This is a genomic window from Maribacter hydrothermalis (assembly GCF_001913155.1).
Taxonomy (GTDB): domain Bacteria; phylum Bacteroidota; class Bacteroidia; order Flavobacteriales; family Flavobacteriaceae; genus Maribacter; species Maribacter hydrothermalis.
The window spans coordinates 2,564,751-2,578,744 of the sequence record NZ_CP018760.1; the positions used below are offsets into that span (position 1 = coordinate 2,564,751).

The following is a 13,994-nucleotide window of genomic DNA, read 5'->3' on the forward strand; positions in this document are numbered from 1 at the left end:
AAAGCAATTAAACTTTCATAATTTCTGCTTCTTTTTTAGATAAGAAATCATCAATTTTTTTGGTAAAGCCATCGGTTAAATCTTGAATATCCGCAGTAGCATTTTTTTGTAAATCTTCTGAAATATCAAGGTCTTTTATTTCTTTGTTTGCATCTTGTCTTGCACTACGTACGCCTACTTTTGCATGTTCTGCTTCGGCTTTTGCTTGTTTAGTGAGTTGTATTCTCCGCTCCTCGGTAAGTGGTGGAACATTAATTATAATTAAATCGCCATTATTCATAGGGTTAAAGCCTAAATTGGCATTCATTATGGCTTTCTCAATTTCTTGTAGCATGCCTTTTTCCCATGGTTGAACAGAAATTGTTCTTCCATCAGGCGTGTTTATATTTGCTATTTGCGATAATGGAGATTGCGATCCATAATAGTCAACTAAGACTGAAGATAACATTGCAGGACTTGCCTTACCTGCCCTAATTTTTAAAAATTCACGCTCTAAATGTGCTATTGCAGCGTCCATTGCTTCCTTTGTGGAGTCTAAAACAAATTGTACTTCTTCGTTCATAAAACAATAATATTATTTTCTAAAAACATAAACCATACCAAAAATTAAATATTAACAGTTGTTCCAATAGTTTGGCCGTCAACAATTTTAAGTAAGTTTCCTTTTTTGTTCATATCAAAAACTACAATTGGTAGTTCATTTTCTTGACTAAGTGTGAAGGCTGTGGTATCCATAACCTTAAGTCCTTTAGTAAGTACTTCTTGGAAGGAAATAGAATCAAATTTGGTTGCATTTTTATCTTTTTCTGGATCTGCAGTATAAATACCATCAACTCGTGTTCCTTTAAGAATTACATCGGCTTCAATTTCAATTGCTCTTAATACTGCTGCAGAATCTGTTGTAAAGTATGGGTTACCTGTACCACCGCCGAATATAACTACCCTTCCTTTTTCTAAATGCCTCATTGCACGTCTTCTTATAAAAGGTTCAGCTACTTCATTGATTTTAATTGCAGATTGTAATCTTGTTTGTACACCGGTCATTTCTAGAGCACTTTGTAAGGCAAGTCCATTAATTACGGTTGCCAGCATACCCATATGGTCACCTTGAACTCTGTCCATACCTGTAGCAGCACCAGCTAATCCTCGAAATATATTACCGCCACCGATTACAATTGCAACTTCAATGCCTTTTTCTACAACTTCTTTTATCTCTTCTGCATATTCATTAAGTCTGTTTGAGTCAATGCCATATTGCTTTTCACCCATTAAGGCTTCGCCACTTAATTTTAGTAGAATTCTTTTGTAGTGCATCTTTGATTTGTTATTTGTCATCAAAAATAATGAAAATATTTGATGGGTATAGTCAATATTTTATGATAGCAGTATATAATTCTTTCTTAAATGTATATAGTTGTTTATTTATCTTTGGTTTATAAAAATTAACAAGAAAAATACATTGTTTAGCATGAGGAAAATTATAACAGTCTTAGGACTTGTATTACTGTGTTATGCCTGTGGAGCTGGTAAACCTTTAGTGTCTAATGGCAAAAGCCCAATTATTACTACAATTGATTTGGTAAATATAGTGGAGGATAGAGTTCTGGTTCAAATGGATCCCGCTGCTTTTACTTCAGAAGCAATAGTATTTAGAATTCCTAAAACCGTTCCAGGGACATATAGTACCGATAATTATGGTCAATATATTCAGGATTTCGAGGCGTTGGATTACCAAGGAAATAAATTGGAAGTGACAAAGTTAGATGACAATACTTGGGATATTTCAAATGCCACTCAATTAGATAAGGTTAACTATTGGGTAAATGATACTTACGATTCGGAGAAAGAGGTTATCGATGCGGTTTTTTCGCCTGCCGGAACTAATATTTCTAAAGGAAAAAATTTCATGCTTAATCTTCATGGTTTTGTTGGTTATTTTGATTCTTATGAAGAAGTACCATATACCATTCTTGTGCATAAGCCTAAGGGTTTAATTGCGACAACAACACTACCGGTAGAAAAGGATAGAAAACCAGATGAATTATGGGATGGTTTTTCTGCTAAACGCTATTTTGAGGTAATTGATAATCCTATAATGTATGCTAAGCCAAATACAGAAACTTTTGAAATCAATGGTATAACTATTATCCTTAGTGTATTTTCTCCTAATAACATTTATAAGGCTGCTGATTTAAAGGAGAGAATGATGACTATGATGGGGGCCCAAAAGAGTTTTTTAGGTGAAGTTAATAGTACTCAAGAGTATGCTATTTTATTGTATTTGTCAGATGTAAATGTTGATGATGCCCAAGGTTTTGGAGCATTAGAGCATCATACCTCTACCGTAGTTGTACTGCCAGAGGTTATGCCTAAAGATCGTTTAGAGCAAGCAATGGTAGATGTCGTTTCTCATGAATTTTTTCATATTGTTACACCTTTATCGGTACATTCTAAGGAGATTCAATATTTTAATTTCAATGATCCTAAAATGTCAAAACATTTGTGGATGTACGAGGGAACAACTGAGTATTTTGCCAATCTTTTTCAAGTTCAACAGGGTTTAATAAGTGACGAAGATTTTTATGTACGCATGTTAGATAAGATGTCAAATGCTAAATACTATGATGATAATATGTCTTTTACTTTAATGAGCGAGCATATTTTAGAAGAGCCTTATGAGTCTAATTATGGTAACGTTTATGAGAAAGGAGCTTTAATTAATATGGCTTTAGATATTTTGTTGAGAGAGAAAAGTAATGGTGAAAAAGGAGTATTATGGTTAATGAAAGAACTGTCTAAAAAATATGGAACAGATGTCCCTTTTGAAGATGATGTTTTGTTTAATGAAATCGCTTCTATGACCTATCCTGAAGTTGATGACTTTTTTAAACGACACGTTCTGGGAGATATACCAATAGATTACTCAGTTTATTTAAATAAAGTTGGATTAACTACATCAGATGTAGAAGAATCATCTGGTTATTTCTTTAATGGTCAGGTACCATATATTGATGTAGATGTAGAAAATGATAGCGTAGTTTATGTTAGAGAAGGTATTGACTTAAATTCGTTTTACACTAATTTGGATCTACGAGGAGGAGATATCTTTAAAACTATTAATGGTGTAGATGTCAATGTAGACTCCATTAAGGCAATAATAGGCGAAAGTTTTGCTTGGAGTTCAGAGACAGAAGTTACTATCACCATAGAAAGAAATGGTGAATTAGTTACTGTAAAGGGAGAAGTTGGTAGCCCAGTGAAGTCTGTTAAAAAGATAGTGCCGTTAAAAGAAGTAAGCGACGATAAAATATCTTTAAAAAATGCTTGGCTAAAAGATTAGTTTATGAAAATTGCCTAAATAAAAAAACCGTCTACCTTTTACGGTAAGACGGTTTTTTGTTGAGTTAGTTGTATTGTAATTAACCTAATGCAACTCTTTTAAATCCTGTTACCTCTAATTTGGAGTCAACAGATTTTACATATTGAGAAACACTTTGTTTACTATCTTTTATAAAATCTTGATTAACTAAGGTATTGTCTTTAAAGAAACGTTTTAGTTTACCTTTTGCGATATTTTCTAACATTGCTTCTGGCTTACCTTCTTGACGTAATTGATCTTTTGCAATTTCAATTTCTTTGTCAATTACAGATTGATCAACACCATCTTCATTTAGTGCAACTGGGTTCATTGCTGCAGCTTGCATAGAAACATCTTTTGCTACTTCGTCAGCACCTGCAACAGCAGCTGAAAGACCAGTTAAAACAGCAATTTTATTTCCTGCGTGAATATATGAACCTACAAATGGTGCGCTTAATTTTTCAAAACCTCCGATTTCAATTTTCTCACCAATAACGCCTGTTTGCTCAATAAGCTTTTCTTGTACCGTCATGCCTTTGTAATCAGAAGCTAAAAATGCATCTTTAGAATCAAAATTAATTGCTAAATCAGCTAATTCTGTTGCCAATGTTACGAAAGAATCATTTTTAGCTACGAAATCAGTTTCGCAATTAAGTGAAATGATAACACCATTTGTGTTAGCATCATTTACTTTAGCGATAGCAGCACCTTCAGATGAATCTCTGTCAGCTCTTTTTGCTGCAACTTTTTGACCTTTCTTGCGTAAAATTTCAATTGCAGTTTCAAAATCACCATCAGCTTCAACTAAAGCTGTTTTGCAATCCATCATTCCTGCTCCGGTCGTTTTTCTTAATCTATTAACTTCTGCGGCTGTAATCTTTGCCATTTCTTTTACTTTTAGGTACCCGTTTTAAGGGGTTATTCTTAATTTGTTTATATAAAAATAAGGTAGGATACTTATTCTACACCACCTTTAGCATTGTCTTGCCATACTTTAAGCTCGTCCCATTTGCCTTCAGAAGCCATTTTAGCTTGTTTTGGCCAAGATGTAGGATCTAAATGTGCCATTCTAGAGCTAGCGTCATTTAAAATCTCTTTAATTTTCTCAGCATCACCTTTAGATAAATCGGCATAAGTAACTATACCTGCAGCAACTAGTGCTTCAGCGGCTTTTGGGCCAATGCCTTCTACTTTGGTTAAATCGTCTGCTTCAACCTTGGTAGTTTTCACAGCTGGCTTTGCTTCTGATTTTGCCTCTGATTTTGCTTCTGACTTCTCAGCATCTTTTTTCTTAACCTTGTCTTTTTTCTCAGATTTACCTTCAGAATCACCTTTTTCGTTCTTACGTTCAGCAAGACCTTCAGCAATAGCATGAGTAACTTCTGTCATAATAATGTCAATTGATTTTGACGCATCATCATTGGAAGGAATAAGGAAGTCTACATCTCTAGGGTCGCAGTTGGTATCTACCATTGCGAAAATAGGAATGTTTAATTTTTGAGCTTCTTTAACAGCAATGTGCTCTCTCATTGTATCAACAATAAACAATGCACCTGGTAAACGAGTCATTTCAGAAATAGAACCTAAGTTCTTCTCTAATTTTGCACGTAAACGATCAACTTGTAATCTTTCTTTTTTAGATAGCGTAAGGAATGTACCATCTTTTTTCATACGATCAATAGAAGCCATTTTCTTTACAGCTTTACGGATTGTAACGAAGTTTGTTAACATTCCACCTGGCCATCTTTCTGTAATGTAAGGCATGTTAACATTTGCTGCTTTTTCAGCAACGATGTCTTTTGCTTGTTTTTTGGTAGCTACGAAAAGTATTTTTCTACCTGATGCTGCAATTTTGCTAAGAGCCTCATTGGTCTCGTCTAATTTTGCAACTGTTTTGTAAAGATTGATTACGTGAATGCCATTACGCTCCATATAGATGTAAGGAGCCATGTTTGGATTCCATTTTCTTGTTAGGTGGCCAAAATGCACACCTGCTTCTAATAATTGTTTTACTTCGACTCTCGCCATTTTAAATTTAGTTTACGTTCTTATGAATTAGCAATGATAAAGTGGTATCTGCATAAACAGAAGCCTTCATCATTTAGATGCTAAACTAATCTTACCTTCAACTTTAAGAAATTAAAGGATTTTTAATTGTCCGCAAAGGACTTTCAATGAACTTGTTAATAATCTGGATCTTCCAGTGTGATTAAATATAAAAACAGGCACCCAAAAAAAGGATGCCTGGTAATTTTGAAATTCCGAATTAACGTTTCGAGAATTGGAATTTTTTACGTGCTTTCTTCTGACCGAATTTCTTACGTTCAACCATTCTTGGGTCTCTAGTTAACAAACCTTCTGGCTTCAATATAGACCTGTTCTCAGCATCAATCTCGCACATTGCCCTTGACAAAGCTAAGCGTATTGCTTCTGCCTGTCCGGTAATACCACCTCCGTAAACATTTACTCTTACATTGTAAGTGTCTAAGCTTTCGGTTAATGTGAAAGGTTGTTTTACTTTGTATTGTAGTGTAGCGGTTGGGAAGTATACACTTAAATCTTTATTGTTGATTGTAATGTCACCATTACCATCTGAAAGATATACTCTAGCTACAGCGGTCTTTCTACGACCAATTTTATGAATTACCTCCATCTTATTTTACGTCTTTTAAATTAACAACAGTAGGCTTTTGAGCTTCTTGACCGTGCTCAGTACCGGCGTAAACTTTAAGGTTTCTAAAAAGTTCAGCTCCTAATCTATTTTTAGGTAACATTCCTTTTATTGCTTTTTCAAGAATACCTTCTGGATTTTTATCCAATAATTGTTTTACGCTAGTAGAACGCTGACCACCTGGGTAGCCAGTGTATCTCAAATAAGACTTATCTGACCACTTGTTTCCTGTTAGAACAATTTTCTCTGCGTTGATTATAACAACATTATCACCACAATCAACATGAGGGGTAAAACTTGGTTTATGCTTTCCTCTTAACAAATAGGCGACTTTTGAAGCCATGCGTCCTAATGTTTCTCCTTCGGCATCTACCAATAACCACTCTTTGTTTACAGTTGTTCTGTTGGCCGAAACGGTCTTATAACTTAATGTATCCACTACTGCTATTTTTAACTATTATTTTAATCAATCCCTAGAAAGGGGCTGCAAATCTACGATTATTAACTTGAATTGCAAATACTTGTTTCTAAATTTTTTTTATTTTTTTTAATGTGCTAAATGTTGAGTTTAAAAATTTATCGTAATTATGTTAAACTTCATTGTTTTGGAACTAATTTCTGTAACATTGAACTAAATTTTGTGTCCTTCTTCTACTAGTATCCATCAATCAAAGAACAAACCATTATGAATAGGTATTCTTATTTGTGTATATCGTTTTTTTTATTTTTTACCATACTACAAGCTCAAAAAGACTCTTTAAAAATTAGGAAAGCATATACTACGTTACCAATACCTAATAATGAATCCATTATAATAGATGGCCTTTTGTTAGATAAGGCTTGGGAAAATGTTGTTTGGGATGGGAATTTTACTGTCTTTGAACCAGATAACGGTAGTAAGCCTAGTCAATCAACAAAGTTTAAAATTACCTATGATTCCAAATTTTTATATATAGCAATTAGGTGTTTTGATAGTGTGCCTCTTAAAATAGAGAAAAGATTGTCAAGACGAGATAGTTTTGCCGGTGATTGGATAGAGGTTAATATTGATAGTTATAATGATAAAAGAACTGGGTTTTCCTTTAATGTCTCGGCAGCTGGGGTAAAGGGTGATGAGTTTATTTCTCAAAATGGTGATAGTTGGGATTCTAGTTGGAATCCTATTTGGTACACTGCCTCTAATATCGATAACGAAGGTTGGTCAGCAGAAATGAAAATTCCCTTAAGTCAATTAAAATTTGGTTCTGCAAATGAGCAAATTTGGGGTCTGCAAGTTCATCGTCGATATTTTAGAGGGGAAGAACGTTCTATTTGGCAGCCCATTTCATTAGAAGCTCCCGGGTGGGTTAGTGAGTTTGGAATTTTAAATGGTCTTAAAAATATTGAACCTCAAAAACAATTGGAGATTCAGCCTTTTTTGGTCAATCAGTATGATAAATATCCTGCTCAAGATGGTAACCCTTTTCGTGATGGAAAAGATTATAAATTAAATGCAGGGCTCGATGCTAAAATAGGATTAACAAATGATTTAACGCTAGATTTAACGGTTAATCCAGATTTTGGACAGGTAGATGCGGATCCAGGAGCAATAGCTTTAGATGGGTTTCAAATTTTCTTTGAAGAACGACGTCCTTTCTTTATCGAAAATAAAAACATTTTTGACTATGAATTTGCGGACGGCAATGATAATGTTTTTTATAGTCGAAGAATTGGAAGAAGTCCACAAGGATTCACTACTGCAACTATTAATGAGTTTGAAGAATTCCCTACGAATTCCACTATTTTGGGTGCTGCCAAGTTTTCAGGGAAGACAAAGAATGGGTGGTCTCTAGGTTTATTGGAAAGTGTAACCGGTAAAATGTTTGCTGATGTTGAAGATGTTTCTGGCAACAGACGTTCAGAACTTGTTGAGCCATTAACTAATTATATTGTTGGTAGGGTGCAGAAAGATTTCAATGAGCGCAATTCTTTTATTGGCGGAATCTTTACGGCTACAAATAGAAACATCCCAGATAATCTGGATTTTCTTAGAAGTGGTGCCTACACGGGCGGGTTAGACTTTAAGCATAATTGGAAGAATAGAAACTATTATGTTGAAGGTAATGTTGTTGGTAGTCATGTAACGGGTAGTGAAGAAGCTATTGCCCATACACAAACGAGTATAACACATCTTTTTCAAAGGGTAGATGCGGATCATGTTTCCGTTGATTCAGATAGAACATCTTTAACGGGCACAGGTGGCAAACTGGAGATTGGAAAAGCTGGTGGGGGCAATTGGAGGTATGATGGCGGATTCATTTGGCGTTCACCAGAATTAGAATTGAATGATATCGGATTTTTGAGACAAGCAGATGAAATAAAACAGACCGCTTCAATTAGTAGATTATTTATTAAGCCGACCAATTTTTATAGAAGGGCTAATTTAGGTTTTAGTCAATATACCACATTTGATTTTGAAGGTAATTATAATAGGATCCAGTATGAGGTAGAAGGATTCATTAATTATAAAAATAACTGGTGGACCGAAGTTGGTGCTGCCCATAAGCCAAGAATTTTTTCAAATACTGTTTTAAGAGGAGGGCCAAGATGGCGCTGGTCCGAAGAAAATTTTGGATTTCTTTTCTTTGGTTCTGATAATAGAAAGAAATTGAGTTTTACTTTAGGTTATGTTAATAGCCAAGCTGCAGAAAAGAACTTTTCATTGGAACGTTATGTTTTACGGTTAAATTATCAACCTTTTGATGCTTTTAACCTTTCCATCTCGTCGGAATATGAAGAGAATCCGAATAAAACACAGTACGTCACTGAGAAAGATGTAAATGGTGTGCCTAGGTATATAACTGGGAATATTGACCAAAAAACGTTTAGCACCTCTATTCGCTTTAATTATAGTTTAAATCCGAACCTTTCCATTCAATATTATGGGGAGCCATTCATTTCTCGGGGAATATATTCAGATTTCAATTTTGTAAATAATCCTATCGCCGAAAATTTGTCGGAAAGGGTTACGTTGTTTTCAGCTAATCAAATTACATCATCAAGTACTTCAGATTCTTATTTGATAGATGAGAATATTGACGGAATTACGGATTACGAAATAGTAAACCCCGATTTTTCTTTTGTACAGTTTAGGTCTAACTTGGTACTTAGATGGGAATATATACCAGGCTCAGAAGTGTTTTTAGTATGGTCGCAAGGTGTAGTGGGTTCCGCCAACCCCTATGAAACATTGGGTAGCAATTTAGATAGCCAAATACTTGGACAAAAGAAAGATAATACGTTTTTAATAAAAGCAACTTATCGATTTGTACTTTAAATCATTTTAATATCTTATAAAATAATAAGTCTATAATTTCGTTTTAAAAGGTTGATAACCAATTTTAACGATGATGTATAAAAACATTTTAGCAATAATAGGATTTGCTTTTTTACTTGTTTCATGTAGTTCAGATAAAAATGAAGCAGAAGCCGAGGTTGGTGCTTCAAGTATTTTAGGTACTTGGGATGCTACCGAATTAAGAATTGACAATGCAACCGCTAGTGATGATTCCAAGTTTTTAAAAGGAGCCTTAGATTTATTGACGGAAAAAGATTGTTATATAGTTACGCTACAATTTAACGAAGATTTATCTGCAACAGCTACGAATTCGGCTAGCTATGTAGTGCTAGATGTTACTGGTTCAAACTTTAATATTCCATGTCCAACGGAAGCAGATGAGCAATCTAGCACCTATACTTTTGATGGTAAAACGGTCACTACAATTGATAGTGATGGAAATGAATTGGTTATTGATGTTACTATTAATGGAGATATTATGACTGTTGATGCCGCTGATTTGGATATTCCTAATTTTTCAGATGACGGACAGTTGGTTTTTGTGAAACGATAACGAGTAACGAACAAGATATTTTGTAAAAGCCTCTTTAACAATAAGGAGGCTTTTTGTTGTTTTAATAAATTTAAGATTTAAGTATTTGGTGTATCTTTAAATTCAGGAAATAACCTAGTAGCTATTTTGATGAAAAAACTGATTTTAAACTATTTGTCCCCATTATTGTTTTTTTTATTTATAGGCTGTATTGATCCCGTTGAACCTGAGTTTGAGTTCAAAGAAGGATTGGTGTTTATTGAAGGTATTGCAGCCACTGTTGAAGGTGGCTCTTTTGTTATTATCAATGTATCTGTTAATGAGTTCGGTATTGATAAAACAGCTTTTGAATCTGAGGCAAAAGTTTCCTTTTTTAATTCAATTACTGGAGAAACTGTTCAACTTCAAGAGCTGGAAGGTGCCTACGTTCCTTCAAAGGATTTTAAGGTTAATGTTGGGGAACAATGGGAGCTAGATGTCACTTTGGTTAACGGAAAGCAATATCGTTCTCAGCCCGAAACTGTAATACATCCAGTAGAGGTAGAGGATATAAAAGCTACCTATAAATCTGAATTACGATTTAACGATGGTACAGAGTCATTTGAACCCGGTCATGCTATTTCAGTTTCTTTTTTAGATCCTGTAGATGAAGAAAATTATTACTATTGGACATTTAAATCATTTGAGAAGTTAAGAATTTGTAAAACGTGTTTCGATGGTATTTATCGTGATAATATTTGTGGACCTACTACTATTACGGTTCCTGATTATTTTGACTATTTGTGCGACACGGATTGTTGGAAAATTAGATTTCCAGAAAGTATTTCAATATTCGATGATAAATTTTCTAACGGTAAAAGAACTACAGACCTGGTAGTGGCCGAAATACCTCTTTATACCAAAGAAAATATGGTGCTCGAAATTCAACAGTTTTCACTTACACCTGCTGCATATAATTATTATAAGGTACTTAAAGATATTGTAGATAATAATAGCGGTTTTAATGCACCACCTCCTGCAGCTTTAATAGGTAATTTATATAATCCAAATAATTCGGACGATTTTGTTTTTGGAAGATTTACTACAGCGGCAACCTCATCTATCCAAATATTTATTGAAAGAGGTGATATTGTAGAAAACGAAATAGAAAACCAAAGGTCTTTAAGTGTTGAACCAACATTTATGTCGCCTTACCCGCCACCAGCTACAACTGAATCTCCTTGTGAGGAAGGAAGATTTAGGACAGCTATACGACCAGAAGCATGGATAAATTAAAGAAAGTCAATAAACCATTGAGTAAATCTTATAACGTTCTTTTTGTTTTACTTATAACGCTACTATGTTTAGGAAAAGCAGAGGCGCAAGAGTATTTATTGACTGTAGAGGTAATTGATGAACTCTCTCAAGAACCATTAGAAAGTGCAGAAATAAGTATTGAACCTTGTGCTTGTGGCGGTATTACTAATAGACAGGGTTTTTTTTATATCAATTTACCAAAAGACACTTATACTGTATCTGTTAATTATATTGGATTTAAAAGTGATGTAAATACTGTTGAATTAAATGCTAAGCATAAAATAAAAGTTGTTCTTATTGAAGAACAAGAACAACTTTCCGAAGTAATAGTTCATGCCAAGAAAATCAACGATAATTTAGAGCTACCTCAAATGGGTGCATTACAGCTGCAGACACAAGAATTAAAAAAAATTCCATCGGGTCTTGGTGAAGCAGATATTCTTCGAAGTATGACTTTGTTGGCGGGTGTCAATAATTCAGGAGAAATAAGCAACGGTCTTTCGGTTAGAGGAGGAGCGTTAGATCAAAACCTTTTGTTATTAGATAATGCACCTGTATTCAACCCTACTCATCTTTTTGGACTTTTTTCGGTTTTTACACCAGATGTAATTTCAAGTGTTGATTTGTATAGGGCTAATATTCCTGCAAGGTACGGGGGTAGAATAACCTCTGTATTAGATATAAAAGTTAAGAACCCTTATGTGGATAAATTTAAATTAAGTGGTGGTGTTGGCTTAGTATCAAGTCGTTTATCAATAGAAACACCTATTATTAAAGATAAACTAATGATTGCAATAGGTGGTAGAGCAGGATTGACGGATTTTTTATTACCCCTTGTATCCGAACGTTTAAAGGATACCAAGGCTAATTTTTACGACAGTACAATGAAATTATTGTATCTGCCAACCAAGAATGATCAATTAACTTTTACCGGGTTCTATAGTAAGGACTATTATCAATTAGATTTAATTACAAAAATTCAAAACATTAATGCTAAGAATAATCAATACGATTTTCAAACACTGAACGGAACAGTTAATTGGAGGCATTCATTTAACGACGAAAGTAATCTAAGAACTTTTTTAGTGATGAGCGACTATGCTCCTAAAACCATATTTCCCGAGGTTGATAACGCAAATGAGATTGAATTTAAGTCCAGAATCAATTATTTAAGTTTTGCATCTGAATATACCAAAGAGGTCAGTTCCAAGTTTGACTATTATGTAGGCACACAGATAAATAAGTATAGAATAAGCCCAGGGGAATTAAATCCAGGAAATACCAATAGTGTTGCTGCGGTAAACTTGGAAAAGGAAAATAGCTATGAATTTTCAGGTTATGGAAACATCAATTATAATCCTTCAAATAGTTTATCGCTATCTGCAGGTTTACGTTTAAGTCATTATGTACTAATAGGACCCTATAAACAAGCCCAAATAAACGAACTAACTGGCCAATTACAAAATGTTTTTGAGTTTGAAAAAGGCGCAGGTGTTAAAACATATAATGGATTAGAGCCTAGACTTGGGTTAAACTTAAAGTTAAATGAAACAACTTCCATTAAGGCTAGTTACGCAAGATTAAACCAGTATCTGCAAAATGTATATAATTCTACAACTCCCTTGCCAACATCTAGGTGGAAAACTTCAGACCCATTTATAAAACCGCAAATAAGTGATGCATACGGTTTAGGCATCTACAAGAATACAGCCGATAATTTAGTGGAGTTTGGGATTGAAGGGTATTATAGAGATTCTAAAAATAATTTGACTTATAAGCCAGGCGCTGATTTTTTTCTAGAGGAATTTTTAGAGCGGGATGTTATACAAGGACAAGGAAAGGCATATGGTGTTGAATTCAGTGTCAAAAAATCTAGTGGTAAAGTAAATGGTTGGTTAAATTATACATGGTCTAAAAGCTTATTAAATTCAGATAATGAAAATTTGGCAGATAGGATTAACAATAATAAATGGTATGTGTCTGATTTTGATAGGCCACATGTTGTTAATTCGACCATTAATTTTGAGGGTGATAAATATAATATTTGGAGTTTTAATTTTACGGGGCAAACAGGTAGACCTTATACTGTCGCCAACAGTGTTTTTAAATTAGACGATATTGATGTGCCTATATTTATTGAAAGAAACAATGCTAGACTAAGACCTTACCATAGATTAGATTTTTCATGGACTGTAAAATATGGGGAAAAGGTGAATAAGAGATGGGTAGGGGATTGGACTTTTACAATTTATAATGTTTATAGTAGGCGAAATCCATTTAATATTTATTACGCTCAACGACAACCTGATGTAGATGCGGATGTTTTTCTGGGAAGCCCACTTGGGTCTTATGAGTTATCTATACTTAATAGTCCGTTATTTGCATTAACTTATAATTTCGTCTTCCAATAGATTTATTGCTTGTAAAACTTAGCTTTTACATTTTGGTGTTCGGATTGTATGGTAATCAAATACAATCCCTTTTCTAGATTGAAAACTGGAATATTTAGCGCATTTCTTTTAATGTCCCATTGATGATAAATAACTTGTGTGCCGTAGCTATCTATAATCGTAATTGCCGCATTAGTATCATTTTTAAGACCTAAGACATTGATGACATTTATTGCAGGGTTAGGAAATACTTTAATTTTGTTTACAACATCTTGTGCACACAATTGTACAGCAAAAAGTAATGTTAAAAATAATAAGAGGAAAAGGCGTTTCATAAAAAATAGCGTACCCATAAGTGGTGATACGCTATTTGAAAACGTTTATAAAATGTCTTTTCGTCTTCTTTTAAA

At 34.1% G+C, this 13,994-nt stretch carries 12 protein-coding genes; 5 read left to right on the forward strand and 7 right to left on the reverse strand.

Going from position 1 to position 13,994, the window contains the following annotated elements:
- Window positions 1-7 precede the first annotated feature (7 nt).
- Both frr and pyrH read right to left on the reverse strand, forming a co-directional pair.
- Complete coding sequence (gene frr, locus BTR34_RS10900) at window positions 8-562, reverse strand: ribosome recycling factor (protein ID WP_068481438.1); 555 nt, start codon at window positions 560-562, stop codon at window positions 8-10.
- Window positions 563-606: 44 nt separating this feature from the next.
- Window positions 607-1,314 carry a UMP kinase gene (pyrH, locus tag BTR34_RS10905; protein WP_068481441.1) on the reverse strand — a complete coding sequence of 236 codons (708 nt, stop codon included), beginning with the start codon at window positions 1,312-1,314 and terminating at the stop codon, window positions 607-609.
- Window positions 1,315-1,468: 154 nt separating this feature from the next.
- Here pyrH and BTR34_RS10910 point away from each other — a divergent pair, with 154 nt between their 5' ends.
- Entirely contained in the window at window positions 1,469-3,340 is a 1,872-nt protein-coding gene (locus BTR34_RS10910; protein ID WP_068481444.1) for a M61 family metallopeptidase, read from the forward strand.
- A gap of 79 nt (window positions 3,341-3,419) precedes the next feature.
- Here BTR34_RS10910 and tsf read toward each other — a convergent pair whose 3' ends face one another.
- The 4 genes from tsf to rplM form a co-directional block, all read right to left on the reverse strand.
- Window positions 3,420-4,244: a translation elongation factor Ts gene (gene tsf / locus BTR34_RS10915; protein ID WP_068481447.1), complete on the reverse strand. Its 825-nt coding sequence runs from the start codon at window positions 4,242-4,244 to the stop codon at window positions 3,420-3,422.
- Between the two features lie 71 nt (window positions 4,245-4,315).
- Window positions 4,316-5,386: a 30S ribosomal protein S2 gene (gene rpsB, locus BTR34_RS10920; RefSeq protein ID WP_068481450.1), complete on the reverse strand. Its 1,071-nt coding sequence runs from the start codon at window positions 5,384-5,386 to the stop codon at window positions 4,316-4,318.
- Between the two features lie 238 nt (window positions 5,387-5,624).
- Window positions 5,625-6,011, reverse strand: coding sequence for a 30S ribosomal protein S9 (rpsI, locus tag BTR34_RS10925; protein ID WP_068481453.1), 387 nt, complete (start codon window positions 6,009-6,011; stop codon window positions 5,625-5,627).
- 1 nt (window position 6,012) lies between these two features.
- A complete protein-coding gene (rplM, locus tag BTR34_RS10930; RefSeq protein WP_068481456.1) occupies window positions 6,013-6,468 on the reverse strand; it encodes a 50S ribosomal protein L13 in 456 nt (151 codons plus the stop codon).
- 246 nt (window positions 6,469-6,714) lie between these two features.
- Between rplM and BTR34_RS10935 the strand changes: the two genes are divergently transcribed.
- From BTR34_RS10935 to BTR34_RS10950, 4 genes are all read left to right on the forward strand, one after another.
- Window positions 6,715-9,345: a DUF5916 domain-containing protein gene (locus tag BTR34_RS10935; protein WP_068481459.1), complete on the forward strand. Its 2,631-nt coding sequence runs from the start codon at window positions 6,715-6,717 to the stop codon at window positions 9,343-9,345.
- A 70-nt stretch (window positions 9,346-9,415) separates the two neighbouring features.
- Window positions 9,416-9,919: a lipocalin family protein gene (locus BTR34_RS10940; RefSeq protein WP_235843154.1), complete on the forward strand. Its 504-nt coding sequence runs from the start codon at window positions 9,416-9,418 to the stop codon at window positions 9,917-9,919.
- Between the two features lie 129 nt (window positions 9,920-10,048).
- The gene (locus BTR34_RS10945) at window positions 10,049-11,173 is read left to right on the forward strand and encodes a DUF4249 domain-containing protein (RefSeq protein WP_082960107.1); all 1,125 of its coding nucleotides are present in this window, start codon (window positions 10,049-10,051) and stop codon (window positions 11,171-11,173) included.
- The gene (locus BTR34_RS10950; protein WP_068481466.1) at window positions 11,161-13,605 is read left to right on the forward strand and encodes a TonB-dependent receptor; all 2,445 of its coding nucleotides are present in this window, start codon (window positions 11,161-11,163) and stop codon (window positions 13,603-13,605) included. The genes BTR34_RS10945 and BTR34_RS10950 overlap by 13 nt, the downstream gene beginning before the upstream one ends.
- A 2-nt stretch (window positions 13,606-13,607) precedes the next feature.
- On the opposite strand, the gene BTR34_RS10955 is transcribed toward BTR34_RS10950, so the two are convergent.
- Window positions 13,608-13,919 (reverse strand): T9SS type A sorting domain-containing protein, encoded by a 312-nt coding sequence (locus BTR34_RS10955; RefSeq protein ID WP_197496120.1) that lies wholly within the window; start codon window positions 13,917-13,919, stop codon window positions 13,608-13,610.
- Window positions 13,920-13,994 lie beyond the last annotated feature (75 nt).

Bases quoted from the DNA above. Each gene is read 5' to 3' on its own strand.
- BTR34_RS10950 (WP_068481466.1), top strand. From the start codon at position 11,161: ATGGATAAATTAAAGAAAGTCAATAAACCATTGAGTAAATCTTATAAC.
- BTR34_RS10955 (WP_197496120.1), bottom strand. From the start codon at position 13,919: ATGAAACGCCTTTTCCTCTTATTATTTTTAACATTACTTTTTGCTGTA.
- BTR34_RS10935 (WP_068481459.1), top strand. From the start codon at position 6,715: ATGAATAGGTATTCTTATTTGTGTATATCGTTTTTTTTATTTTTTACC.
- rpsI (WP_068481453.1), bottom strand. From the start codon at position 6,011: ATGGAGGTAATTCATAAAATTGGTCGTAGAAAGACCGCTGTAGCTAGA.
- BTR34_RS10940 (WP_235843154.1), top strand. From the start codon at position 9,416: ATGATGTATAAAAACATTTTAGCAATAATAGGATTTGCTTTTTTACTT.
- rpsB (WP_068481450.1), bottom strand. From the start codon at position 5,386: ATGGCGAGAGTCGAAGTAAAACAATTATTAGAAGCAGGTGTGCATTTT.
- pyrH (WP_068481441.1), bottom strand. From the start codon at position 1,314: ATGCACTACAAAAGAATTCTACTAAAATTAAGTGGCGAAGCCTTAATG.
- frr (WP_068481438.1), bottom strand. From the start codon at position 562: ATGAACGAAGAAGTACAATTTGTTTTAGACTCCACAAAGGAAGCAATG.
- BTR34_RS10945 (WP_082960107.1), top strand. From the start codon at position 10,049: ATGAAAAAACTGATTTTAAACTATTTGTCCCCATTATTGTTTTTTTTA.
- BTR34_RS10910 (WP_068481444.1), top strand. From the start codon at position 1,469: ATGAGGAAAATTATAACAGTCTTAGGACTTGTATTACTGTGTTATGCC.
- tsf (WP_068481447.1), bottom strand. From the start codon at position 4,244: ATGGCAAAGATTACAGCCGCAGAAGTTAATAGATTAAGAAAAACGACC.